Below are 24,098 nucleotides of genomic sequence, written 5' to 3'. Positions count from 1 at the left end.
CTGTATCTTTGCTTATATCCGTATAATTTACGGTTACGAGTCAAATCCTAACATCAAAGGTCTGCGATCGCTCAGGGTAGGACTGATTTTTTACAATTTACCAAAAATTCTGGGTTTAAAGCCCCGTCCTTCGTTCGACGGCTTTTCCGGAATAATAAATAAGATGATGTATGATTAAAGTAGGTACAGGCTGAAAAACCGTTGACTGAGCCGGGAGAGAGACCCGTAACTTATTGATCATAAAGTAGTAATACCTAGAGGGTAGGGAAAGTCCTCTTTTCTTGATGCAGTCGCTCATGGGGGAAACCCCCAAGACCGCGCTGCATCGCTAAAAACCCAATCGTCAATTAACTGTTGGCGTGTGAACCCAGAAGAACACTTTTTGAGACAAAACAAAGTACGGTGGGGCACACCGGAACTTGAGGAAACGGGAAGTAACGGACTTTTTAAGGCACTTCCAATAAGTACTCGTTCGCGTAGCGTCGGCTTAGCCGATACGCCAAAGGAGAACTGCCCTCTGGGTCTGTCGTGAATTAACTGGGAACTTGGTTTTAAACGGGTTTTTGGTACCGGTGCGCTTGACCTTGGCGAATTAAATTCGCCACGGGTCGCACCGTTAAGTACTGTCTAGTTTTTGGCAGCGTCAAAGATTAGAACTCGGCGGTTTAAGGCGGCTCGTTGATCTAGGAATCCCCGCGCCTTCAGGCCGGGGAGTGTCAAGAGATGATCAAGCCATGACCGGATCACCGGATCACCGGATCACCGGATCACAGGATGACTGGATCACTACCAAGGTCTGGGGAGATCAGAAACACTACAGATGGTGATGGTTAGCTCGTAAGCATTCAGTTAGCAGCTATCAGCTATCAGCTAATGGGCTACGCGCAGGCTACGCCAACAGCTTATGGGCTACGCGCACGCTACTTGAGGTGCTATCAGCTATCAGCTTTCAGCTTTCAGCTTTCAGCTTTTGAATAAAACAGCTAACCATTTGTTTAATCTGAGTTATTTCCACAAAGCTGTTCGCGTAGCGTGAGCCTTTGGCTGACCGCTGACCGCTGACCGCTGACCGCTGACCGCTGACCGCTGACCGCTGACCGCTGACCGCTGAATGCTTACGAACAGCTCGGTTAATCATGACGCAACTCCACTGTGATGATCACAGCTTTAATCCAAAAACAGACAATCTTGTTGTCGTTGGCTTAGCCCGCTGGCAATGGCTTGCAACTGGTTTTTAGAGAAGATAATTCTCTCAAAGGTTGTGATCGGTCGTCTAGAGGTGTAGGAGAAAGTCATTGAGTATCGGTCTGATCCAGTAGGTGGTTTCAGACGATGGAAAATGCTACGTGTGTCAGTAAAAATTACTGTGCCGTAGGGTCCTGGGCAAGGGTTCCAGGTAGATTTAGGCGCAATCCTGGCCATGTCTTGATCCGAGACAAAACCAGAACTGTAATAATTGTAGTTCAGGGCTTGAGCTAATGATGAGGTTAAATTTCTGGGAATATATTCAAAAGGGCCACCATCTAACCCCAGATCATTCAAGTAGATAATGATTTTAACCATGCGATAGTCTTCTGGATCTATGTGCCATTGCCTGACAGTTACTGGTTTTCCATCGGCAATATTCCTTTGAAGCGTTACACCAACAAAGAACACTGGAACACCAAGGTAATTTTCTACAATATCAAGTAATCGTTCGTTAAGTCCCCACTTAAAAATTTGTCGGTAACTAATTAGCTCTTCGCGATAGGTTATACAAGACTCCGTTTTCGGTATGGGCAATGCCCGTATTTTTGGTAATATATCTTCAGCACTATCTATCAGTTCCTTATAGGAAATTGCCAACTCTTCTAAAGAAGTAACAAATGTTCCTTCTCTGCTTAGAGAATTCAACAATGGTAAATCTAATGGTGCTAGGGCAGGTAGGGAATTATAATGGTTTTCTCGTCTGATTAGATAGTCGCCATAGTAGAAATTATGTAGCATCGGGATGCGGAAAGACTCTCTCTTAATTTTTCCCGGTAAACGTTTGGTCTTTTTTACCAAAGAATTACCACTCAAAATCATAAAATCAATAACCTACTTCTACTTCAATGGATAGAATATCACAATTAAATGTATAGGTTAATACTGAATTATTGCCTTTTAATAAATCAATATTTTTGATTTTATATTGCGGTTAAAATTTTATAATAAGCTTGATAACTATCTCTTATGACTATAAAATATCTAGCAGCATATCATCGACTATAAAGTCCAGTTAATCATTTTCCCAATATTTTTTATAGCGGTTTATAGCCTAATGAGGTACAAAGGATTTTTTCCCTGTTCCCTCTTCTGACTTCCCTGTTCCCAGATCCGCTGTTCCCTGTTCCCTAAAACCAGGGACTCTGTACCTCACCAAACTGAAAACCGCTATATTTGGTAATCGGAAACTACCAATTCCCAATTCCCACCATAATATCAAGTCTGGTTGAATACCCATAATTAAGGGGCCCGGGCGCGGGGAGGGTGGGGAGGGTGGGAAGTGTGGGAAGTGTGGGGAGATGGGTCTCCATCTCCCCATCTCCCTCCAATTCAAAATTATAAATTAAAAATTAAAAAATACCCCAGAAATGAATTCAGGGGCTTGTATCCGGTGGAAAAAATTCAAAATTATAAGGCTATACCTGCTTGAATTTTGAAGAAGGCATTTTGAATTAAAAATCTCTCCCCACCCTCCCCACCCTCTCCTTAATTATGGGTATTCAACCAGACTTGATATAACAGGTGATATTAAAGTTCACTGGCTGAACCCATAGCAATTTGAAGAAAACGGGCTAGTTCGACTTCTGACAAACGTAAGCATTAAGCTGACTGCTGACTGCTGACTGCTGAATGCTTACCTAATACTTAAAGCCTCAAGCCTAATACCTAGTGCCTAAGTTAATACTAATCCCTGACAAAGGTAAGGAAACTTTCCCATAAGCATCCAAAAGTTTAGGGGCTTGATGACGCCACTCCAGCATCTCTTCCATCCTGCGTCTACCTTCTGCTCCCATTTTTTCTCTGAGTTCAGGACAATTGAGAAGTTCCAGAATTTTCTCAGCAAACTCCAGCTCGTCATTAGGCGTAGCATAAACAGATGCATTCTCTGCAGAGCGTCTTCCCTCTCGGAGGTCAAACTGAACAATAGGTTTGCCTAAGGCCATGTACTCCAAGATTTTATTCATAGTGCAGTTTTCGTTGTAAGCCGATGTGGGAGACGGTTCCACGCATACATCGCAACTGGAAAGTCGCTCTAAAAGTGCTTCCCCGGTCTGAAATCCTGTGAATTCTACAAAATCAGTCAGGTCAAGCTCTTTAGATAAAGTCTTGAGGGTTTCAGCAGCAGGGCCACTGCCAATTAGCATGAAGTGAATATCTTGGCGCTTCTTTTCCTGCACAATGTAACGTACTGCCCTCAGAAGATAGTCAATGCCCTCTGGTTCCCCCATCACTCCCATATAACCTACCAGATATTGACGACCTCTGCGGTAACTCGAGTTTGAGGGCATAATCCGAAACCGTGCCAGATCAGGTCCACTGCGCACTACAAATACTTGCTCTGGTTTCTTCCCCCCTCGGGTAAGGGCGACCTTGCGATGGGATTCGTTGGTTGAAATCACCATGTCTGCTATAGCATAGGTCAAGCGCTCAGCCCAGCGTAGACCATGATAGAAGATATCTTTTCGTCCATACTTGGCGATGTACATCTCCGGAGCCAGATCGTGGTGGTCGAAGATTACTTTTACGCCCCGGAACAATTTAAACCATCCCGCCACTAGGAAGATTAAATCTGGGGGATTGCAAATGTGGATGATGTCAAAACCTTGCTCTCGCCATACTTGGCAAGCTAAGCGAAATTGCCAATTCACAGCCCAGCTGTACTCTCGAATATAGCCAGTAACCGAGCTTTCTTCCGGTGGTAGGGGATGGCGATAAATATGAATCCCTTCCATGACTTCATAATCTTTGTCAAACCCATTCCCTTTGGGAGAAATTGTAGTAACTTGATAGCCAGCTTTCTGTAAGCTAGTGGCTTCCATCCATACCCGTCGGTCAAAGGGAACAGGTAGATTTTCGACGATTATTAATACTTTATAAAATGAAGTCATTAAACATTATTTCCTTAATCAAATCCGTCAAACTAATCACTAAATATACCTTTAATGATAGATGCCGAAGTGATGTAAAATATAATTGTATTATTAATAACTTAAAAAATTAATCAACTTTTATCATCTAGGGGTGCTTCCTTCAAGGTTTTCTCAACAAATACCGAAGAGCTATATATTTGTTCCACAACATTCTTAAATTCAAATTTAGTTGGTTGCGCCAATGCCCTTTCACTCAACTGCTGTCGCAATTCTGAGTTTTCTGCTAGTTCTACTAAGGCATCACTAAGCCTCTGAATAACAGCTTCTTCCGTGAACCCATCCGTTTTTATCACCCGTCCACAGGTTTCATCCACCATCACCCCTGGTCCCCCTAAATCCAGACAGACTACAGGTAAGCCATGGCACAAAGCTTCTAGAATTACTAGCCCGCCGGAATCATGGAGACTGGGGAATAGAAAAACATCATGTTGCAGATAGGCTGAACTCAATTTTTTCTGCTCCATCCAAGGTATCCAGTCTACAGCATCCTTGATACCCAATTTTTCACTCAGTCTCTGCAGCCAAGTTTCCTCACTACCACGACCAATGACTGTAAAACGCGAATTGGGAATCTTTTGGTGCAACAGAGAAAAGGCTTTCAGCGCCAGATGTACACCTTTCCAATATAAAAAACGCCCTACAAAAAGAACCTGAAAAGTATCTTTTTCTAGTAATTTTTGTTCACTTACCAGAGGCATTTCCCTAATTTCATGTAGAGGGATATCAAAAATAACTTCAGACTTATACCTGTAAAATTTTGGGATAAGCGCCTGGATATCCTTCGAGCGACAATAGATTTTTGATGCTGTGATAAACGTTAAGTTCATCAGCGGATCAAATTGAACAATAGTATTAGAAATATCGCGGATAAAATCAAATAACCAGCCCTTTAATGGGTAGCTTTTCCTGAGAAACCAAGGTGCTTTTACTCCACCAGCTACCGGTCCAAAAATGAAAGGGATGCCTAAAAGACCCATGAAACTGGGGCGTCGAATAGCTGTATTAGTTACGTGATGAACCCGATCAAATACCACCTCCTGGGTCAATGATTTGGCGATTCGATAAGCATCCCATTGCCACCAGATACTCATCAATTCCCACAAGGGAAATGAGAGCAACATTACCTGTCTGGTAATCAGGATTTTGAACAACCGAGATAACCAGGTAGGATGGTCACAAAAGATAAAATGTATGTTAGGGATTGGATTTACCTGAAGTTCCTGCTCTACCGGAATCTGATTATAACTCCAGGTAATCACCCAGACTTCATGCCCCATTCGAGCCAGTTGTGTCGCCCAAGCCCAGCCGATTCCGTTCTCTGAACCTGTATTAGGTTGGCACTGATAGGCTGAAAGTAATACTTTCATTGGTCAACCTCCTGTATCCAAGACATAAGCAAACATTTGTAGAAGAGACATCTAGAGAAGCCCAATAGTGTGTTCATGGAGCTGTTTTTTCAGATTTGAGCACGGAGCCATAGATATTGAGCACGGAACTACAGTAGTCTTCTATATTGAGATGGGCAACGCTTGCTCTGGCGGTACATCCTAAGGAGAGCCGTAACCCAAGATCATTAATCAGAGTCTGCATCGCCATAGATAGTTCTGGTATCTCTCCAGGCTTAACTAGCAGACCATTGTCGCCATCTACTACTAACTCTGGTATCCCCCCTACTGGTGTGGTGATCACAGGTAAGCCCCAACCCATTGCTTCCAGCATTGCCATCGGCAGACCTTCGTTATAAGACGGCAAGATAAATATGTTAGCTTTTGCTAAAAGATGATCACGCTCTTCTGAACTTACCCAACCAGGAATAGTTATGTTAGCAGTTAGCTCCAGACTTTTGACTAAGCTGTATGCTTGTTCTAGCTCTCCATTTCCTGCCAGAATTAGACTCGCTCGATTTTTATCCTCAGCAGGTAAAGCAGCAAAAGCCTTGATTAGATCAAATGCTCCCTTGCGTTGACCAATGCGTCCTAGAAAGAGGATGGTCACTTTTTGGGAACCTGGGCGATAGGGAACCGGCGAGGGAAGTTTTACTGGATTATAGAGGATAACAACTTGTTCTGATCTTAGCCCAAGACTGTTGATAGAAAATTTTTTCCAACTTTCTGATAAAACAATTAAACGGCTACATTTGCCAAACACCCATCTCAGTAATTGCTGAACCCATGGAGCGAGCTGGGAGTAGAATAGATGAAATTCACTGCCATGGGCATGTAAAATAATAGGTTTACGAAATATCCAAACCAAGAATGTCATAATTGCTTTTCGGAAAGCACTGCCCCGCTGTGAAATATGAATGTGGACGAGAGCAATGTCTTTTCTTAATAACATCCACAGTAAATTCACTAGCGCTTGACAAAACACTATAATCTTATAGGGGATCGACCCTTCTTTATGGGTAGGAATATGAAAAATTTTAACCTCAGGAGGAACATGTTCAAGAAAGAGCTTTTCATACTTTGATATGCCACCATTAACAGTCAAGCTCGGACCCAACATGATAATATTAGTTGGAGTAGTTACCCCTAGGTGCTGTGGGTCGATAATCGGCAATTTTTGCTCATGCATTTTACCACTATCCGAAAAGTTTAACTGGCGACTTAAACTGTAGCAGAGATATAATTTACAGGGGGATAAACTGCCCTTGACATCTCTTATCCTCCCTGATTAATAGGGGCTAGTTCTGATTTTCAAACCCTGATATTGGGAGGGTTGTATACTTGTTGCGTTTACCTTAGTAAACACTACCGATGCTACTGTGATTTTGCTGCCCTGGTTTTTTGCCATTCTTGGGGATCTGCTCCGAGCCACACCGAGGACATGGCATGGTCAGATCCCCTGAATTAATACACTATGATGCAACGCCGGTTTTATTAGTAACACATTTGTTATTTTTGAGAGAAATTGCAGCATAAGCATCCAACAGCTTAGGGGCTTGGTAACGCCACTCAAGCTTCTCCTTCATCCGGCACTGACCCTCCAATCCCATCTGCTTTCTGCGTTCTGGATCTTCGATAAGCTCCAGTATTTTTTCGGCAAAATCTACTTCGTCGTTACCCTTAGCATAAACAGAGGCTCCCGCCGCTGAACGCCTTCCTTCCAAGAGATCAAATTGGACAATGGGTTTGCCCATAGCCATGTATTCCATAATTTTGTTCATGGTGGAGCGTTCATTGTAGGGCATTTTCTTGTCAGGATTGACACACACATCACAGCTAGAAAGCCGTTCCAAAAGTTCCTGATCCTCAATCCGTCCAGTGAATTCCACGTAGTCAGCAACCCCTAAGTTTTCAGATAATTCCTGAAGTTTCTCGAACATCGGTCCACTGCCAATCAGCATGAATTGAATGTCTTGGCGTTGCTTTTCATAGACAATGTAGCGCACAGACTTCAGCAGGTAGTCGATGCCTTCTGGTTCTCCCATCACCCCAACATACCCGACTAAGTACTTTTTGTTTCTACGGTAGGCGGGATTAGGCGGTGTAGGTCTAAACCGAGAAAGATCTGGTCCACTGCGCACTACAAAAATATCCTCTGGTTTCTTCTTACCACGGGTGAGTGCTACCTCTCGGTAGGATTCGTTGGTGGCGATTACTACGTCTGCTGTCGCAAAGGTCAAGCGTTCAGCCAGACTCAGTCCGTAGTAAAATATGTCTTTGCGTTCATACTTGGCTTCGTACATCTCCAGATTGATATCGTGGTGGTCAAAGATGACCCGTACACCCCGGAGCAGTTTGTACCAACCCGCGACCAAAAAGAGTAAATCAGGTGGATTGCAAATATGGACAATATTAAACCCACGTTCCCGCCAGACCCGATGTGCAAGGCGGAATTCCCAAAAAACCGCTGTGGCGTACTCTCGCAGATATCCTGTAACTGAGCTTATATCAGGTGGCATGGGGTGGCGATAGATGTGAATATCATCAATGACCTCGTAGTCTTTTTCATAGCCTTTCCCTGTCGGACAAATCACCGAAACTTGATACCCAGCTTTTTTTAGGGTCGTGGCTTCCATCCACACTCGCCTGTCAAAGGGGACAGGCAAATTTTCTACGACGATCAGTACTTTATCAAACGAAGCCATAAAAATTGAATTCCTTGATAAACTAAATAAAAATGCTTACTAACTTCGATATCCACGATCGATGCCAAAGTTATCCAAAGGATAAATTTTGGTTTTGTATGAATTTTTTACAATTCACCAATTTAGTTTTTCTAGACTAATATTGAGAATCAGATTTCTTTTTCAAGAACGGATAGTTTATCAAACATCATGGCAAGCAATAAAACCCAGTCTATGGGCATCAAGGTGTTGACAAGTACTTCAGGTTATATCAAGTCAGGTTGAATACCCATAATTAGCTGAGGGGGTGACAACAAGGCTAAAAAGTAGACAGGGTGTGGGGTGTGGGGTGTGGGGTGTGGGGAAAATAGAACGGAATTTGGAGTGACCCAGTGCGATTTCCGACCGGTCCCCAACCTGATTCAACCGTCCCTACCAACATGGCCATCTCCTGATCTTCCCCTACACCCGTCACCCCACACCCCACACCCAGTAAGGCTTTTAAGGCTGTTTTTCACCCCGTCAGCATAATTAGAGGGAGGGTGGGAAGTGTGGGGAGATGGGGAGATGGGGAGATGGGGGAGGTTTTTATGTAAGCATTCAGCCGTCAGCCATCAGCCGTCAGTGGTCAGCCCTTGGCCTTTGGCACCTCAAGTAGCCTGCCCATAGGGCATAAGCTGTTCACGTAGCGTGCGCGTAGCCCATAAACTCATAGCTAAAAGCTGATAGCTGACAGCTGATAGCTGACAGCTGATAGCTGACAGCTGATAGCTGACATCGCCTGGATAATCCTTTTTTACTTCCATGTAAAGCCCGTTTGTTGGCTTTCCGTGGCAACGGATTACTTTTTCAATGGGGGTAGCTACAGGTAAACTGTTTAGAGTAATCCTGACAAACTACTACCAAGCGATTCCACGGTAATTTAATTCCTGAACCGGTTCAGAAAAAATACCTGCTAGGTCCAAAATCTGAGTGGCTTCAGGAGCTTCTAGTAACACCTGACGAAACTCTGGTGTGGCATGGGTTACCACCGCTAGCTCTGCTCCCTCTAAAGCCTGCTGGGGTTCTGCCATTAGCAAAGCCTCGAAGTGAGGCAAATTACTCTGGATATAGGCGAGATTGGTACCCATTAGCCGAGCTTTATAGACGGCTTTGTCGTAAATCTTTACCTCGCATCCCTCCCCCAGCAATCGCTTTACTAGGAGTACTGCTGGACTTTCCCGCAGGTCGTCTGTACCCGGTTTAAATGCTAGACCAAATAGTGCGATTTTTCTCACACCTAGGCGTAATACTTCCTGCACAGCTAAATCAACCTGGAGGTTGTTAGTAGCAGGGAGGGTGTTGAGCAGGGGGACTGGTACATCCATACTCCGTGCATAGTAAAGTAAGGCACTTAAATCTTTGGGTAGGCAGGAACCTCCATAAGCAAAGCCGGGACGCATATAGACCGGGGAGACATTTAATTTTGTGTCCTGGACGATAATGTTCATGACTTCCCGTCCGTCTATCCCAAATGCCTTGGCGATTCTACCAATTTCGTTGGCAAAACCGACCTTGGCAGCGTGCCACGTATTGGCAACATATTTAACCATTTCCGCCACAGCTGGTTCGACCACTATGACCGGAGCATCTATCTTGGCATACATCTGCCGCATTGCTGCTTCTGCTACAGGGGATTTGGTACCAATGATGGTGTAAGGCGGCTGATCATAATCCCGGATAGCGGAACCCTCCCGTAAAAACTCTGGGTTAAAGGCTAGGTGTATCAAGCCATCGCCGGTAACACTGTCGAGCAGAGTCTGGCATTTTTGTAGGGTGCCTGGTGGAATTGTACTGCGCAATACAACGACATGGTTTGTTTTTTTGCGGCTAACAGCAGCTCCAATTTCCTTGCACACATTCCAAACATAGGTTAGGTCTGGTTCTCCCCTTTCTGCGGGAGGCGTGCCAACACTGATCAGGGAAAGATCTGACTGGACTACTGCAGCTTCAGCATCTGTGGTAGCCTTGATTAAGCCAGCTGCTACTCCGTCAGCTAGCAATTCACCTAATTTGGGCTCCACAATTGGAGACTTTCCTTTAGCAATCAGAGCCACTTTTTCTGGATTGACATCGACCCCAATTACTTCATGTCCATCCCGTGTCAAGCAAGCTGCTGTGACAGCACCGACATATCCAAGACCAAAAATACTAATCTTCATCGGACAAATCTAAATAATTCTTTAGAGACATTGGTGTTGTTGTACGTGCAGAGCCTGATAATGTATAAGTTGCTTCCTTGAGATTGAAGCCTCGTGAATACCAGCCAGCTTCCTGTTCTCCATGGGCTAAAATCCATTCCAGCTGGTTATCTAGGTAAATCCCCAGACTGCCTCCCTGCCAACTGACTTGGCAGAAGTTTTCTTTCAAGGTCACTTGACAAAGGGGTGAAAAATGAAGACGCCACTGGAAATCATGTACTCCTCCCTGGTTCAAACCAGGGGCTACGCTTAGCAGTTCATCGATAATTTCAAGTCGCTTGCCTTCGAGAGCGAGTCTACGACGATGAATGACTTGATTGGGCAATCGGGTATACCCGTCGTGTTCTGCAACCAGGACACCTCCGTCCGGTGTCTCCTGCCAAGACAGAACTTTGGCTTGGGCTTGTCTTGTCCAGAGAAATGTGCCTGCTGGTTCCGATTGGTCAACACCATCGACTACCACAGTGTTATGAGCTTTCGTGCTGCGGAAATAAGCACGTTTTTGGGGATCGGCATGATAAACATAGGTGCCAGGATCGACAATTATCGGTACACCGCCCACATTCAGAGTGAATGAAAGGGCATCCGCATGACCATGAGCAGCGATGGAGAGATACCCTAAAAGACCAGCATCAGCTAGACAAAGTACCTCGTCAGATTCTCCTCGCCGGGATGCTAGGACGAAGAGTCCAGGATCATTAAAGCCTATTGAACCTTGAACGGGTTTGACCTCTCCCACCTTATCTTCAGCATTGCTACCGATAACAGTAGCAGCTAAAACACCTGAATTATTGGATGGCAGGGGGACGTGGGCATTTAACCATTGGCGACCGAGGCGGAAAAGCCAGTCCAGACGAGAGGAGCCTAGGGGTCGTAGCTGGAGTGCCATGCCGTCGTCGCCATCTCCGTACTGGGGCAAATTGCCTCCGACATCCACTACAAGAGGAATTACCTCCAGCATCCGTCGTACCCAGTCCTGGTAGTTATCGGAAAAAGGAGCCTTCAGCCACTCTGCTTCTAGTCCTGCTAAAAGGAAAAATTCAAGAGCAAAAATCTGATAGGAGAAGGCTTGCTCACGATTGAGTCCGCAAGGAAAGGTTTGCTGGGATACTTCTCGCTCCAGTATTTTCCTGGCCAAAGACTGCCACTGGGCTGATTCTGGAAATACTGGCCAGACGGAAGCAGCAATGAACAGTCCTGCCATTTCCCCGATTAAGTGATTATTGGCTGAGGAGCCGTGGGAATAGTGTTGGGTGATTAGCCACTGATGCCAGTAGATCATCGACCACAACGCCCCACCTTCACCAAACAAGTGTTTATGGCTTGATGTTCCTCTGAGCAGCCGCTCGATCCAAACCCAGGAGATCAGACGCACACCGAACTCTAGGGAACTTGTCCAGTTGACCCCTATAGGAAAAGGGTTTTGTTCTACCCAGGAGAGCAGCTGTTCCTCCACAGCCTCAGCATACTGTTTATTGCCAGTGAGGGCATAAGCTAGAGCTAAGATGGTGAGGTGGTGATGTCGATTTTTCTCCCAGATGTTTTTGACATTCCCAACTGAGGAAGGGTCGCGGTAGTCTAAATCCAGCCCAAACTGCAACGGAGCACGCTTACCCATTTGGGGGTCGAGGTGCCAGTCGATTTTGGATTCCTCAAAGGAAATATTCAACAGGGTGTACTTTCCTGTGAGATAGCGGTCTGCTTCATCAAGGAGAGCTTGACGTTCCTCAGTCGCCTCTTGTAGCAGGGGTGATAGTTTCCAGATATCCTTCTGAATACCATTAGGTTTTGGAGCGACCCAGGAGGTACGACGCCGCCAACATTTCTTTTTTAATGCTAATTCCCCACGAGCGGCAATCTCCTGTAGAGACATGGCTCGTAAGCGGTTTAAGTACCATCTAAGCTTCACTTTCACAAATTAAAACAGTTTAGTTACTTATTACTAACAGCAGTCAAGTTATCAGAATAGGATTTAGGCCGAGTCGGTCTTTGGAGCATTGATTATGGTTAGCAATGGTAAGCTGAGAGTAATATTTTTGTAAGCATTCAGCTATCAGCCATCAGCTATCAGCTTATGGGCTATGGGCAAGCTAATTGATGTGCTTATGGGCTATGGGCAAGCTACGGAAACAGCTTTTTAATAAAACAGGTAAGCATTAGTTTAATCTGAGTTACGAAAAGCTGTTCGCGTAGCGTGAGCTAAAAGCTCACGGCTGACCGCTGACGGCTGAATGCTTACATATTTTTACTCTACAGTTTCCCTAATCCAATAGTCTGCCAATTGCACAGCTTGTCCAGTTCTCAGGGATTCCACAGTTGCTAGAGTTGCCAATGTTGTATCTAGTAAACTATCTATGGAAATGGGCATCTCCAGTCCTGACTTGACAGCAGATACAAAAGCGTGAATTTCTTCCTTTTGCCCTTTATTGATTCCCCTTGCTTTAACCTTTCGTTGCATGTTTCCTTGAAAGACAGTCAGTGATTCAAAATTGTGCAGTTGTACCGTGCACCCACCACCAAAAACTTCTAGGAATTCCTTAGGCACCTTCTTTCCCCCTTGGGTCAGGTACATTAGATTACCTACTGAGCCATTCTCATAAGTTATAGTGACTGAGATATTTTCCAGGTCATCCTGTGTCACTGGCATGGGGTGCAAGGCTCTGGCTACCACTGACACTGGACGCGATCGCGTAATAAACGAGAAAACATCCAAAAAGTGTCCTGCTTCTCCGACAAATCGGGAACCTTCGGAAGTATCTAAGTACCATGAACCGGCTTCCATTTGACCCGCATGTACCCGGTAGTTCATCATCAAGGGTATCCCGTCACCGTCAAAAACCTTCGCCACTTGCTTGACTAAGGGAGAATATCGCCGATTGAATCCCACTAGTAAGCGTTCATTGCCGGAATCGATAACTGCCTGACGTACCAACTCAGCACCAGCTAGATCTATGGCCAGAGGCTTTTCCACAAACACAGCTTTACCAGCTTGCAGTGCCTCGGCTGTCATCTTGGCATGAGAGGCATGGCGGGTGGCAATGATTACAGCATCTATATCCGAAGATTTAAGTAGTGCTTGGTAGTCTGTGCTGCTGCGTTCAAAGGCAAACTTCCTGACAGCATTTGCTGCCGATAAACTTTTTGATGTCGCCACTTCTAGCAAACGAACATGATTGTGCTTGACAAGATGGGGTAACAACATACTAGAGGCATAGTTTCCAGCACCTATGACTCCCAATTTCACCTTATCTTCTATAACCTCTGTCAGCTTCTGAGTGACTTGGACAGTTGGCAGATGCTGCACTGGCTCTACTTGCTCGGGATACTGGAAGAGAATGCCTAAGCCTCCACCTCTACCTTCTGCCATGTCCTGATATACCCGCTCTGCTTCACTAAAGGGATGAACTGCGGAAATAATTGGTTCTAAATTTATCTGTCCCTTGGCTACCAAATCCAGAAAGGAAGCCATATTGCGCCCCTCAGTCCAACGCACATAGCCAATCGGGTAATCAATCCCTCGCTCTTCATAGTTGGGGTCATAGCGCCCAGGGCCGTATGACCGAGAGAAGCGCACATCTAGCTCTTTTTCATAGTAATCCTTCCAAGGTAAGTCTAATTTTGTCTTGCCAATGTCTACAACTTTTGCCCGATCCCGTGCTATTTCCACTGCTAATTCTACCGGACCATTACTGTTACCACCTGCCGCTAGAAAGATGCAATCTGCTCCTTTGCCAAAGGTAAGACGCTCAATCTGTGAAGCTAATTTAGGGTCATCAGGTGTACTCGCTGCCGCTGCACCCATTTTTACTGCCAGTTGGCAGCGTTCTTCGGATAGGTCTACACCAATCACATTTACCCCAGCAGCACGTAGTATTTGCACAAGCAGTTGACCGATTAAACCTAGACCGATCACACAGGCTGTCTCCCCAAGTTGCAGTTCAGCTTGACGAAATCCTTGCATAGCGATCGCGCCAATGGTGGCAAAAGCAGCATGTTCCATAGAAACATGATCTTGGAGAGGTACTACTAGGTTTTTGGGCACAAAATTGACTTGTGCATGGTTAGCATATCCAGCACCTGCACAAGCAACACGCTGACCTACGACAAATTCTTCTGCACCGGAACCTACGGCTATAACAATGCCTGAGAGGGAGTAGCCAAGTGGGGTGAGGGAGTCAAGTTTGTTCATTACCTTTTCGTAGGTGGCAACTAGACCATTCTGTTGCACACTTTGTATCACCTTCTTGACTTGGTCGGGTCGTGCTTTGGCCTTATCAAGGTAGGACATTTTGCCCTCTTTGACTTTCATGCCCTCAGTTCCAGCAGATATTACGGTATAAACTGATTGAACCAGTACCCCACCTGGTTTGAGCGCTGGAGCATTGACCTTTTCGAGGCGAATGGCACCGCTCTTATAATTCTGACTAACTTGCTTCATTGCTCTCCTCGCTAATAAATTTATTTGGCTTACAAAAGCCAGGGTTTCAATTCCGATTACTTAGGCAGTGTCAAGTATCTAGGACTTAGGCAAAACTGAGCCAAAAAACGCGCTTATGTAGTAGTAGGGTGCGTTAATAAGGCACCGTAAAGGTAGGTATAGTTGCTGGGTAAGTCGTGGTATCTACAGCCTTTAGAACTGAACTGACCTCGAACAAATGTACTTGACACACCAGATAGAGTATGTGTACCGATGTAGGACTTAAACGGTGTTTTCAAAGAGCTACTCTCTTAGATTCCAGCACTGAGCAATAGATATTGAGCAGGGAACTACAGTAGTCTTCTATATTGAGATGGGCAACGCTTGCTCTGGCTTTACGTCCTAAGGAAAGCCGTAACGCTTGATCATTAATCAGAGTCTGCATCGCCATAGATAGTTCTGGTATCTCTCCGGGCTTAACTAGCAGACCATTGTCGCCATGTACTACCAACTCTGGTATCCCCCCTACTGGTGTGGTGATCACAGGTAAGCCCCAACCCATCGCTTCCAGCATTGCCATCGGCAGACCTTCGTTGTAAGAGGGCAAGATAAATATGTCAGCTTTTGCTAAAAGAGCATCCCGTTGCCCTGAGTCTATCCCGCCAGGGACTTTGATATAGTCTCCTAAATCCAGACTCTCAACTAATTTACAGGCTTGTTCTACTTCTCCATCCCCTGCTATTATTAATTCTGAGCAGGCTTTCTGTTCAGCAGGGAGGGAAGCAAATGCCCGGATCAGATCAAATACTCCTTTGCGTTGACCGATTTGTCCCAAAAAAACCAACATTATCTGGTTGCAGCTTGTGCGCTCTGGAATTTTCGAGGGGAACTCTACTGGGTTAGGAAGGATTACAACCTGTTCTGCTTTTAGTCCGAAACTGGACTGGTAAAAGTTTTTCCAGCTCTGTGATAGAACAATCAAGTAGGCAGATTGTCGAAACAACGAGCTAATTATTCGTTTAGCCCATTGAGGCAACCCATTGTAAAATAAATGATACTGGCTACCATGGGCGTGCAAAACTACAGGGACATGAAACGCTAGTGCAATGAGCATCAAAATCATTTTCCGGATCGTGCTGCTCCTTTGAGAAAAATGCACGTGAATAAGATCAGGCTTTTTTCTGGATAACCTCCACAGTAACTTCCCTAAAGCTTTCCCAAAAGCCAACACCTTACGAGTAGTCGATCCGTTTAGCCCATGAACACAGGTGGTAGGAATATGCTGAATTTGAACTTGAGAGGGTGCATTACAAACAATAAGCTTCTGCACTGATGCGATACCACCCTTGAACTGAAGGTTGTCGCCTAGCATTACCACCTGACATCCCACGACAGGAAAAGAATTTTGTGTTTTCAGGTCTAAAGTTTTGTCTTGACTTGTGTGTGAAGACGGATAGTGAACCATAATTTTCCATAATTTTAATCCTTTCAGGACTGCTGCAGTAACTCTATTTGTATGGTTACACGCCGTGCGCCCCTACTACATATAGAGGTTCGAGTCCAGTTTTGGGTAAATCCTGACTTTAACGCTCTCACGAAGGCTATAGGGTTAAATAGGTAGTTAAATAGGTAATCAAATCCACTTTGTCCACCTGAGTGCCCAAACTTTTTCAACACCATAAAATGGGGCTAATAGTAGTGTGAGTGCAACCCATACTGGTCCGAGTATGTATAACCAAATACCGCCACGATGACGTTTGAGAAAACGCTCCAAGGGATAACGTAGTCGTCTATGCCAATAGGTTAGAGGGATCCATTCTTTGGTGTAAGTTTTGTAGATCTGCTCTAATTCATAAGTGGCTTTTACACCAGCAATGCTGGTTTTATTGTCACCACTTACTGGAGCAATGCTTAGCACCTCGTCGATAACGCGCCAGCGCACACCACAGGAGTAGAAATAATTAAATAGCTCAATATCCATGGTGTACTCATAACTTTCATTTAAAGGTTGAGGTCGATCAAGCAGCTTGCGCCGATAAAAGCAGCTAGGTTGGTGAATTGGACAAGCAACAGCGATTAAGTCAATTTGTTTGAGTGTAGGAGCTTTGATGTAGATCTGGTTTTCTGCATCCTTGATCATAGGTCGTGCTCCTAATCCTAAGGGCAAGACTCGCCCAAACAGGCTCATCCAAAAATTAGCTCCCTTGAGTGGTTGACCTATATTTTCAGTCCTATATTCAATTTGGCTGCGACCAACCAGGACATCAATATCAGGTGACTCGGCAAAGTATTTGCCCACTGTGTGCAAGGCATCTGGTGCTAGGAGGTCATCACTGCACAGCCAATTAACGATATCACCATTACACTTAGCAAAACCTTTATTAATGGCATTAGATTGACCACTGTCCTTCTCACTAACCCACCAGGTAATGTATGGTTCAAACTGCTTAATTACCTCCACACTGTTGTCAGTGGAGCCGCCATCCACTACAATGATTTCCAGCTTGGGATAGTTCTGATCGATTAAGCTTTGTAAGGTTGCACCGATAGTTGCTTCGCTATTATAGTTAGGAACAACTATCGAAATGGTCGGAAGTTTTGCTAAGTGAGGGGCTTCTTGTTCACAAATGGTACTTGACTCTGAATTTGTCATGGCTTACTATCCCGTTGAAATTAATGAAATAAATTAATGAAATAAACTTTTAATTATCATGCTAAGTTGAATGATATAGCATTTTTTATTATCTCATTCAACTTAATACTTAGTTAGTAGATAGCGTTTCTCGTACTTATGAGGTACAGTCAACTTTATTCCCCCTACTCCCTACTCCCTGCTCCCTACTCCCTGTTTCCTGCTCCCTGTTCCCTTTACCCATCAAATCTAGTTTCACATCTCAACTAAAAATGCTAGATCAGACTTGGGCAGCTTTCATTAAGTGGCGATTCTTGACAATTCGACTCTGGTAAACAGCTGCGGAAAGAGCGGTTGATACGTATAGAGTCCACAATATGTCCTCGACAAGAATTGATGGTTCTAGGCTAAAGTTAGCAATACTGAAAAATACTAGGTAGAGAAACATCCAGAAAAATTCGTTTTTTTTCCTTAAGCTTAGTAATTTAATTATCCTAAATAATGCCGTCAAGAAACTAAGGACAAAAAGTAAAACACCTAAAAATCCAAGTTGCAGAGCTAACTCAAGATAACCACTATGAGAATGACCATATCCTCCATGGGCAAGCCATGTAGAGTTGATTACAGAGTAACCGGCGTCGGAAGACCAGAATCCCTCAAAACCGTAACCTAACCAAGGTCGTTCTAAAATTCTCTCAACTACCAAGGTCCAAATAGGTAAACGCCCGTTAAATTCAAGATCTTTGCCTAGAGTATCAACTACTATGAATTCCAGGTTCCATAAAATTAATATAGATCCAACAAAAGCCATAAGAGCTGAGACCATGTAAAGAAAAGTTTGTAACTTATAGTTCTGTTTTACAAACTTTTGAAGGGGCAGGAGGGTAATCATAACTAAAAAGATTACCAACGCTGATTTTCCTTGAGAAAGCAGGAGCATCAAAACAGACAAGCTAAATCCAGCCCACCCTAGCCAGCGATATTTCCAGTGGTTGAGAGCGGTCAATAAACAAATTATGGCATTTAGGGACATCAGACGAGCCAAATGATTTTTATGCCTAAGGATACCCTGAGCGGGAGCTGCCCCGAAGCCATTACCTAGAGTGACTAATAAGCTTAGAATCGCCACTATGCCTAGCACCCATGCCAGAAGACGCATTTGCTCCTTAGGGTTATAGCGAGCTGCTAAGTATGCTCCGAGGGCAGTTGCACGTACCACAGCTCTAAGTAATGCTGGAATACCGGGAATGGCAGACCATGCAATCGACCACACAGCAGTCCCCACTAAGCATAGTAAAGGTATATCCTTTGTAAAAACATATGCAACTCTTTTCCATCGCCAAATAAGTAAAAAAACCAAGATTAGATAGCTAGCAAGTTTTAAAAGCGTAAGTAGAGAGCCTGGTATGTCAAGAAACATGCCAGAAAATAAGCAGATGCCAATCAGAAAAGGTTCTAACTTTAGCAAAAAAAAAGTTATTAATTGATTAGGCGATAACCTTTTTAAATTCACCATAAACTATCTATTAATACGATTTTTATAGCCCTAGTTATCGTAAGCATTCAGCCGTCAGCTATCAGCTATCAGCTAAGAGGATATCTGAAAATTTTTTTGATACTGAATTTTGCCCCCCTAGCCCCCCAACTTTGGGGGGAACAAGAGTCCATTTGCTTCTAAAAGTCCCCCAAAATTGGGGGATTTAGGGGGCTTGGATGTAGCAAATGGGACTTCTCAGACAACCTCTAATGCGCTACTTGAGATGCTACTTGAGGTGCTTTTGAAGAAAACAGGTAAGCATTGGAATAATGCTGAGTTACTTCAGCTGACGGCACCTCAAGTAGCGTGAGCTTTTAGCTGACGGCTGATAGCTGACGGCTGAATACTTACTAAGTATCTCAGGAATAATATTTATCATATTAGTGATAATTATACCCCCGATAAAATTTCATTAAAAAGAGATAAGTAGCGTCTTGCTTGAATTTCCAAGGTAAATTCTTTTTCTACCTTCTCGCGGGCGCGGTAGGATAGTTTCTGATGTCGCTCTGTGTTCTCTAGCACCCAAGCAATTCCTTGAGCCAGAGCCTCAATTTTGTAAGGTTGGGCTAAATAGCCGTTTTTCTGGTGCTCAATCAGATCGGGCATCCCGCCAATGTTGAAGGCGACGCAAGGAGTTCCACAAGCGATCGCTTCCATCACTGTGTTTGGCAAGTTATCTTGAAGGGAAGGGCCAACAAATACATCTGCTGCTGCATAGACTAGTGCTAGGGAGAGATCATCGCTCAATGTACCTAAGTAGTGAGCCTTAAAACCAAACTCAGGTGGATTGTCTGGCTGAGAGTCACCAAAAATAACCAACTCTAGTTGATCTCGCCACCCGGATTGGCTCAGCTCTTGCAGCGCTGGTTGTAACAATTGAAACCCTTTTCGTTTGTCACTAGTGGCATTTACTGCTCCAAACAGAATAAGTTGCTTATCCTGGGGCAAACTAAGTAATTCTCGCGCTACCTGCTGATGGATGGGTCTGTACTTTTGAGTATCAATCCCATTGGGAATTAGCTCAATGGGCAGATCCTGGAAAAGGGAACTGGCACTGGCACATTTGGCTAACCATGAGCTAAGGGCGACAACCGTCAGGTCAAGATTTCTCCAAGCCTTGGCTTTGCGCTGCCATACCCAACGGGATAAATCCCAGTCTTTGCTGCTGTGAAGTTGAGGACAAGCACCACAGGAGGCTGTATAGCGATCGCAATCGTGATTGTAGTGACATCCCCCTGTGAATGGCCACATATCATGAAGAGTCCAAACAATCGGTCGCTTTAGTTTCGCAATGGTTTCAATTTGCACATAGCCAGCACAAATCCAATGGAGATTAATAATATCGGGCTGAAGTTGGGCAACTTTAGGGACAACTGCATCGGGAAGCCACTGGGTAGTAAACGTGGTATCTTCCCGTTGAGGGTAAAGCTTTTGAGGTAAAGCGCCAAACGTCCATCTCATCCTGGCTAGGCCCTCTGCCAACTTGATTGTCGGTCCAATTACTGTTTGATCATGACTAAATTTTTCCTGCACTAAAATTTGGGAATCTATATTAATGCTTTGCAAGCCCTGATGTAATCGATAGGCAGCACGAGCAGCTCCACCAGATATATCGAAACTACTAACAATTAGAGTCTTCATGGTTTAATACCTTCCATGAACAGTGAATCAGGTTTACGCATTTTGCCATTAACCATATCTAGACCGTAGCTGTTAAAATCTTGAATACGGCTTGAATCAGCACTACAAACGCGCACCTCCACAAATCTTGAGCGCTCAAGCAGTCGTCGTAAAGAAAAGCGGTCATACATCCAATAATGAATTTCACCTGAATTCCGAAACAACCCTACTTCAAATGCCTGTCGTGCTTCATTGCCTGGGATCAGAGTCATTAGATATTTGGCAATATTATTTCTGAGATTAAACGTTCTAAACGTTTTGTAAAACCAATAGGCATCCTTAGAAGCTAGTCGCTCTATCAATGATTGTTTTTCAGAGTTTTTATCCAAAAATCGTGCTACCGATACGAGAGGGAGCATGTCACTTATGTAGTAGATTTGTACTAAAGCTATAGCCCCCTCATGTGTTTGAGCTTGCTCTGATAGTATATAGTTCATCTGTTCTGGGCTTCGCTGGGCCTTTGACCTGCTCCCTGATCTTGCCTATTTTATAAAATACTTTAAGATTTTTTTGATTTTTTTAATTTTAGAGCGTTTAAGAAACTTTTGATAATAACTGTTATCAAAATCTCTATCTACAGCTGTAAACTTGTTATATTGTATCGGATATTTAAGACTTGATGTTTTAAGTTTTGCTCGTTCGTTATCGGGTGACACTGTATGAGTTGCATCTTCACCAAAACCAATATTTAAAATCAGGTTTACAGCAGGAACAACTGATAATCCAGACTGGGCAAGTATTGCAAAAGTCCATCGGTAATCCCAAGCATCATACTTACCGTTTAGTGTATATTCAAAAGATTTTTTAAGTGATTTGTAATGCTCTTTATTTGCCAAGACATCCCTGATCCGATTTTTGATCTCAGGATTTGACCAAAGACTCATATTAATATCATAATAGTTCCATGCCCTTCGCCAAGAAGCCCAACCCCAAGTTGGAGTATAATATGAGAAATGATAACTCTGAATATCAGACTTCCATTGATCTAGAAAGTTAGTCCCACTAATGAGCATGACTCGCTCATCGTCTCGATATCTCTCTAAGAGATTTTCACAAAATGGGAAAAAATCGGGATTTGGAAGACAATCATCTTCAAGAATAATTGCTTCTTCAACGGTGTTAAAAACCCAGTCTATTCCACTTGACACTCTCTGACAGCAGCCCATGTTTACATCAGAGTAGTTTTCCAAAACCTCACAATCCCAATCGACACGCTCAATAATTGCACGAGCTGCAGCACACTTTTCTGCTTCACCTGGTCGATCGGCACGGGGTCCATCAGCAATTACTAAAAGTTTGGGAGGTTTGGCTTTGCGAATTACCTCAAATACTCTCTCAGTAGTATCTGGTCGTTTGAAGATTATGAACGCAACTGGAGTTTTCATCTCTATCTATAGAATTAATATCAAAATTATTAGTTTTCAATAGCGACCTGTTAAATACTATTTAAAATAGTCTGAAGTTTCTCTATGAGCTGATCAGTAGAGTGAAGACGTCTATAACCCTTAAAATCCGGTTGCACTTCTTGCTTATATTTCTCCAGTTGACTACAGAGGCGACCTATAGCATAAATACATTGCAGCACATCCCCCTCATTGATACTTAAACCCAATTTAAATTTGCGAACTCTCTCTGCCATACAAAAGTTGGTGCTCACAATCACAGGTTTTTCAAAGACTGCTGCTTTAGTCAGGATATTGCTACTGTGGGGGAAGTTATTATAGCCAGCAAATAAGATATCGCAAGTACTAACTAAAGCGTTTACTTTTGCTTCATCAGGAATACGTTCAAAATAAAAAAAGCAGTTAGGTAACTTTAAGTTAAGAAGAGTCTGGAGTCTGGCTTGCTCCTGGGAAGTGTAGGTCTGCTTGGATAACTGACCAGCGAAGACAAAAAAATAGTCTTCTTTCACCATCTGCTGAGCAACTTCTAAAAGTGTCAGAACTCCTTTGCGCTTGGATTGTACCCCTAGTAATCCAATTATTTTTTTGCCATCGGCTTTGGCTTGAATTTGTTTCACGATTGACCAATTCAAGTCTGGGGCTGACTCGTCGGCAAAATCGGGAAAAGTAATTACATTTTTACCGTTGATTTTGCTTTGTAATTTGTTAGCAATCCCTTCGTCGAGAACAGCAATAGCTGGGCAATGAGAAGACTTTAAAACACCATGAGGTTTTAGAGGACCTCTATTGATAGACCAAAACTTTTGTTTAAGCCTCAAATGACGAGGGTGAAAATAGAGACCAGACCAACGGTAAGGGAAAATCCTGTCTACTACATGGTGTAGCAGGTAAGGTGCTAAGCAACTATCAACCCAGGGAAAAAAAACTAGATCGGGTACTTTACCAATTTTAGATGAAGCATGCTGAATGATAGCTTTGGCGTAGCACCAGCGTTTTACTGCATTCAGGGCTGTGCGAATTCCATTGATCGGAAATGAGCTAGGCTCTGGTGTTTGACATTCAAAAACCTGGAATTGCTCTTGATACTTAGAGCAGTTAAAGGCAACCCATTCAGTCAATTCTGATGGTTCTGGGCAGAAGGCTATCACTTGATGACCAAGCTCAAGCAAAGTTTTGGTGAAAACCTTGAGGTATGTTGGACGGTGCCCATTCCAATTTTCCTCAATCAGAGCAATGGTTTTCAAGGTTATAACCTCTTCAAATAGTTAAATCTCACGACCAGCTAACAATACATACTAATATAAATACCACCTACCAGAATTTTCCTTTTCCAGATTTATTGATATGCTCTCTCTAATACTAATTTCAAAAAATCTTGCTCACATTTAATCACCCACCACATGAAATTGATATAGCAAAGGGAGTAGGGAGTAGGGAGTAGGGAGTAGGGAGTAGGGAGTAGGGAGTCGGGAGTCGGGAGTCGGGAGTAGGGAGTAGGGAGTCGGGAGTAGGGAGTAGGGAGTCGGGAGTCGGGAGTAGGGAGTAGGGAGTAGGGAGTAGGGAGTAGGGAGTAGGGAGTAGGGAGTAGGGAGTAGGGAGTAGGGAATATGGCATCAAAAATTCTCACAATTCCTACACGGATTGCTATATAGCTTTCTACAGTAATCCGATAGTGCTGTTGACCGATGCGATCGCTTTCTATAGCAATGGGCGTAATGGTGTTGACAAATTCAAGGGACGAATAATTGCTAAAACCAATCTCAAAGCGCGAAGTTGCTCATGGGGGAGGGGCTGTGTGCAATGGCTTGCGGGAGAACCTTGAAAGCCCTGTGGAAACCACGCCAGTTGCTGATTTGACTCCCCATCTCTCCATCTCTCCATCTCCCCATCTCCCCATCTCTCCATCTCCCCATCTCCCCACACCTCCCACACCTCCCACACC

The 24,098-nt window shown here is 44.0% G+C and carries 18 protein-coding genes; all 18 read right to left on the bottom strand.

Annotated features, from left to right (window positions below; genetic code table 11):
• Positions 1–949: 949 nt before the first annotated feature.
• The 18 genes from F6J90_RS01840 to F6J90_RS01755 all read right to left on the bottom strand — a co-directional run bounded on the left by F6J90_RS01840 (position 950) and on the right by F6J90_RS01755 (position 24,095).
• Complete coding sequence (locus F6J90_RS01840) at positions 950–1,138, bottom strand: hypothetical protein (RefSeq protein WP_293090824.1); 189 nt, start codon at positions 1,136–1,138, stop codon at positions 950–952.
• Positions 1,139–1,167: 29 nt separating this feature from the next.
• Positions 1,168–2,046, bottom strand: coding sequence for a hypothetical protein (locus F6J90_RS01835; protein WP_293090823.1), 879 nt, complete (start codon positions 2,044–2,046; stop codon positions 1,168–1,170).
• A gap of 860 nt (positions 2,047–2,906) precedes the next feature.
• The gene (locus F6J90_RS01830; RefSeq protein ID WP_293090822.1) at positions 2,907–4,136 is read right to left on the bottom strand and encodes a glycosyltransferase family 4 protein; all 1,230 of its coding nucleotides are present in this window, start codon (positions 4,134–4,136) and stop codon (positions 2,907–2,909) included.
• Between the two features lie 113 nt (positions 4,137–4,249).
• A complete protein-coding gene (locus tag F6J90_RS01825; protein ID WP_293090821.1) occupies positions 4,250–5,545 on the bottom strand; it encodes a glycosyltransferase in 1,296 nt (431 codons plus the stop codon).
• 73 nt (positions 5,546–5,618) lie between these two features.
• Entirely contained in the window at positions 5,619–6,752 is a 1,134-nt protein-coding gene (locus F6J90_RS01820; protein ID WP_293090820.1) for a glycosyltransferase family 4 protein, read from the bottom strand.
• 283 nt (positions 6,753–7,035) lie between these two features.
• Positions 7,036–8,268, bottom strand: a complete 1,233-nt coding sequence (locus F6J90_RS01815) for a glycosyltransferase family 4 protein (protein ID WP_293090819.1) — start codon at positions 8,266–8,268, stop codon at positions 7,036–7,038.
• Between the two features lie 878 nt (positions 8,269–9,146).
• A complete protein-coding gene (locus tag F6J90_RS01810; protein WP_293090818.1) occupies positions 9,147–10,448 on the bottom strand; it encodes a UDP-glucose/GDP-mannose dehydrogenase family protein in 1,302 nt (433 codons plus the stop codon).
• Complete coding sequence (locus tag F6J90_RS01805; protein WP_293090817.1) at positions 10,438–12,360, bottom strand: alginate lyase family protein; 1,923 nt, start codon at positions 12,358–12,360, stop codon at positions 10,438–10,440. The genes F6J90_RS01810 and F6J90_RS01805 overlap by 11 nt, the downstream gene beginning before the upstream one ends.
• A 372-nt stretch (positions 12,361–12,732) precedes the next feature.
• Complete coding sequence (locus F6J90_RS01800) at positions 12,733–14,925, bottom strand: bi-domain-containing oxidoreductase (RefSeq protein WP_293090816.1); 2,193 nt, start codon at positions 14,923–14,925, stop codon at positions 12,733–12,735.
• Positions 14,926–15,199: 274 nt separating this feature from the next.
• Positions 15,200–16,276: a glycosyltransferase family 4 protein gene (locus F6J90_RS01795; RefSeq protein ID WP_293091832.1), complete on the bottom strand. Its 1,077-nt coding sequence runs from the start codon at positions 16,274–16,276 to the stop codon at positions 15,200–15,202.
• Between the two features lie 261 nt (positions 16,277–16,537).
• Positions 16,538–17,557, bottom strand: coding sequence for a glycosyltransferase family 2 protein (locus tag F6J90_RS01790; RefSeq protein WP_293090815.1), 1,020 nt, complete (start codon positions 17,555–17,557; stop codon positions 16,538–16,540).
• Between the two features lie 259 nt (positions 17,558–17,816).
• The gene (locus F6J90_RS01785; protein ID WP_293090814.1) at positions 17,817–19,052 is read right to left on the bottom strand and encodes an O-antigen ligase family protein; all 1,236 of its coding nucleotides are present in this window, start codon (positions 19,050–19,052) and stop codon (positions 17,817–17,819) included.
• A 411-nt stretch (positions 19,053–19,463) separates the two neighbouring features.
• A complete protein-coding gene (locus tag F6J90_RS01780) occupies positions 19,464–20,714 on the bottom strand; it encodes a glycosyltransferase family 4 protein (protein ID WP_293090813.1) in 1,251 nt (416 codons plus the stop codon).
• Positions 20,711–21,082, bottom strand: coding sequence for a hypothetical protein (locus tag F6J90_RS01775; protein WP_293090812.1), 372 nt, complete (start codon positions 21,080–21,082; stop codon positions 20,711–20,713). The genes F6J90_RS01780 and F6J90_RS01775 overlap by 4 nt, the downstream gene beginning before the upstream one ends.
• 153 nt (positions 21,083–21,235) lie before the next feature.
• Positions 21,236–22,138 (bottom strand): glycosyltransferase family 2 protein, encoded by a 903-nt coding sequence (locus tag F6J90_RS01770; protein ID WP_293090811.1) that lies wholly within the window; start codon positions 22,136–22,138, stop codon positions 21,236–21,238.
• A 50-nt stretch (positions 22,139–22,188) separates the two neighbouring features.
• Positions 22,189–23,400: a glycosyltransferase gene (locus F6J90_RS01765; RefSeq protein ID WP_293090810.1), complete on the bottom strand. Its 1,212-nt coding sequence runs from the start codon at positions 23,398–23,400 to the stop codon at positions 22,189–22,191.
• Between the two features lie 92 nt (positions 23,401–23,492).
• A complete protein-coding gene (locus F6J90_RS01760; protein ID WP_293090809.1) occupies positions 23,493–23,783 on the bottom strand; it encodes a hypothetical protein in 291 nt (96 codons plus the stop codon).
• Between the two features lie 150 nt (positions 23,784–23,933).
• A complete protein-coding gene (locus F6J90_RS01755) occupies positions 23,934–24,095 on the bottom strand; it encodes a hypothetical protein (RefSeq protein WP_293090808.1) in 162 nt (53 codons plus the stop codon).
• Positions 24,096–24,098 lie beyond the last annotated feature (3 nt).

The sequence above is a fragment of the Moorena sp. SIOASIH genome, assembly GCF_010671925.1.
GTDB lineage: Bacteria > Cyanobacteriota > Cyanobacteriia > Cyanobacteriales > Coleofasciculaceae > Moorena.
The sequence above is the reverse complement of the archived record's forward strand: the minus strand, read 5'-3'. Positions and strand labels throughout refer to the sequence as shown.

Coding starts and splice junctions, on each gene's coding strand:
- F6J90_RS01800 (WP_293090816.1), bottom strand. CDS start 14,925: ATGAAGCAAGTTAGTCAGAATTATAAGAGCGGTGCCATTCGCCTCGAA.
- F6J90_RS01770 (WP_293090811.1), bottom strand. CDS start 22,138: ATGAAAACTCCAGTTGCGTTCATAATCTTCAAACGACCAGATACTACT.
- F6J90_RS01810 (WP_293090818.1), bottom strand. CDS start 10,448: ATGAAGATTAGTATTTTTGGTCTTGGATATGTCGGTGCTGTCACAGCA.
- F6J90_RS01815 (WP_293090819.1), bottom strand. CDS start 8,268: ATGGCTTCGTTTGATAAAGTACTGATCGTCGTAGAAAATTTGCCTGTC.
- F6J90_RS01830 (WP_293090822.1), bottom strand. CDS start 4,136: ATGACTTCATTTTATAAAGTATTAATAATCGTCGAAAATCTACCTGTT.
- F6J90_RS01805 (WP_293090817.1), bottom strand. CDS start 12,360: ATGTCTCTACAGGAGATTGCCGCTCGTGGGGAATTAGCATTAAAAAAG.
- F6J90_RS01820 (WP_293090820.1), bottom strand. CDS start 6,752: ATGCATGAGCAAAAATTGCCGATTATCGACCCACAGCACCTAGGGGTA.
- F6J90_RS01840 (WP_293090824.1), bottom strand. CDS start 1,138: ATGATTAACCGAGCTGTTCGTAAGCATTCAGCGGTCAGCGGTCAGCGG.
- F6J90_RS01825 (WP_293090821.1), bottom strand. CDS start 5,545: ATGAAAGTATTACTTTCAGCCTATCAGTGCCAACCTAATACAGGTTCA.
- F6J90_RS01790 (WP_293090815.1), bottom strand. CDS start 17,557: ATGACAAATTCAGAGTCAAGTACCATTTGTGAACAAGAAGCCCCTCAC.
- F6J90_RS01795 (WP_293091832.1), bottom strand. CDS start 16,276: ATGCTAGGCGACAACCTTCAGTTCAAGGGTGGTATCGCATCAGTGCAG.
- F6J90_RS01785 (WP_293090814.1), bottom strand. CDS start 19,052: ATGGTGAATTTAAAAAGGTTATCGCCTAATCAATTAATAACTTTTTTT.
- F6J90_RS01780 (WP_293090813.1), bottom strand. CDS start 20,714: ATGAAGACTCTAATTGTTAGTAGTTTCGATATATCTGGTGGAGCTGCT.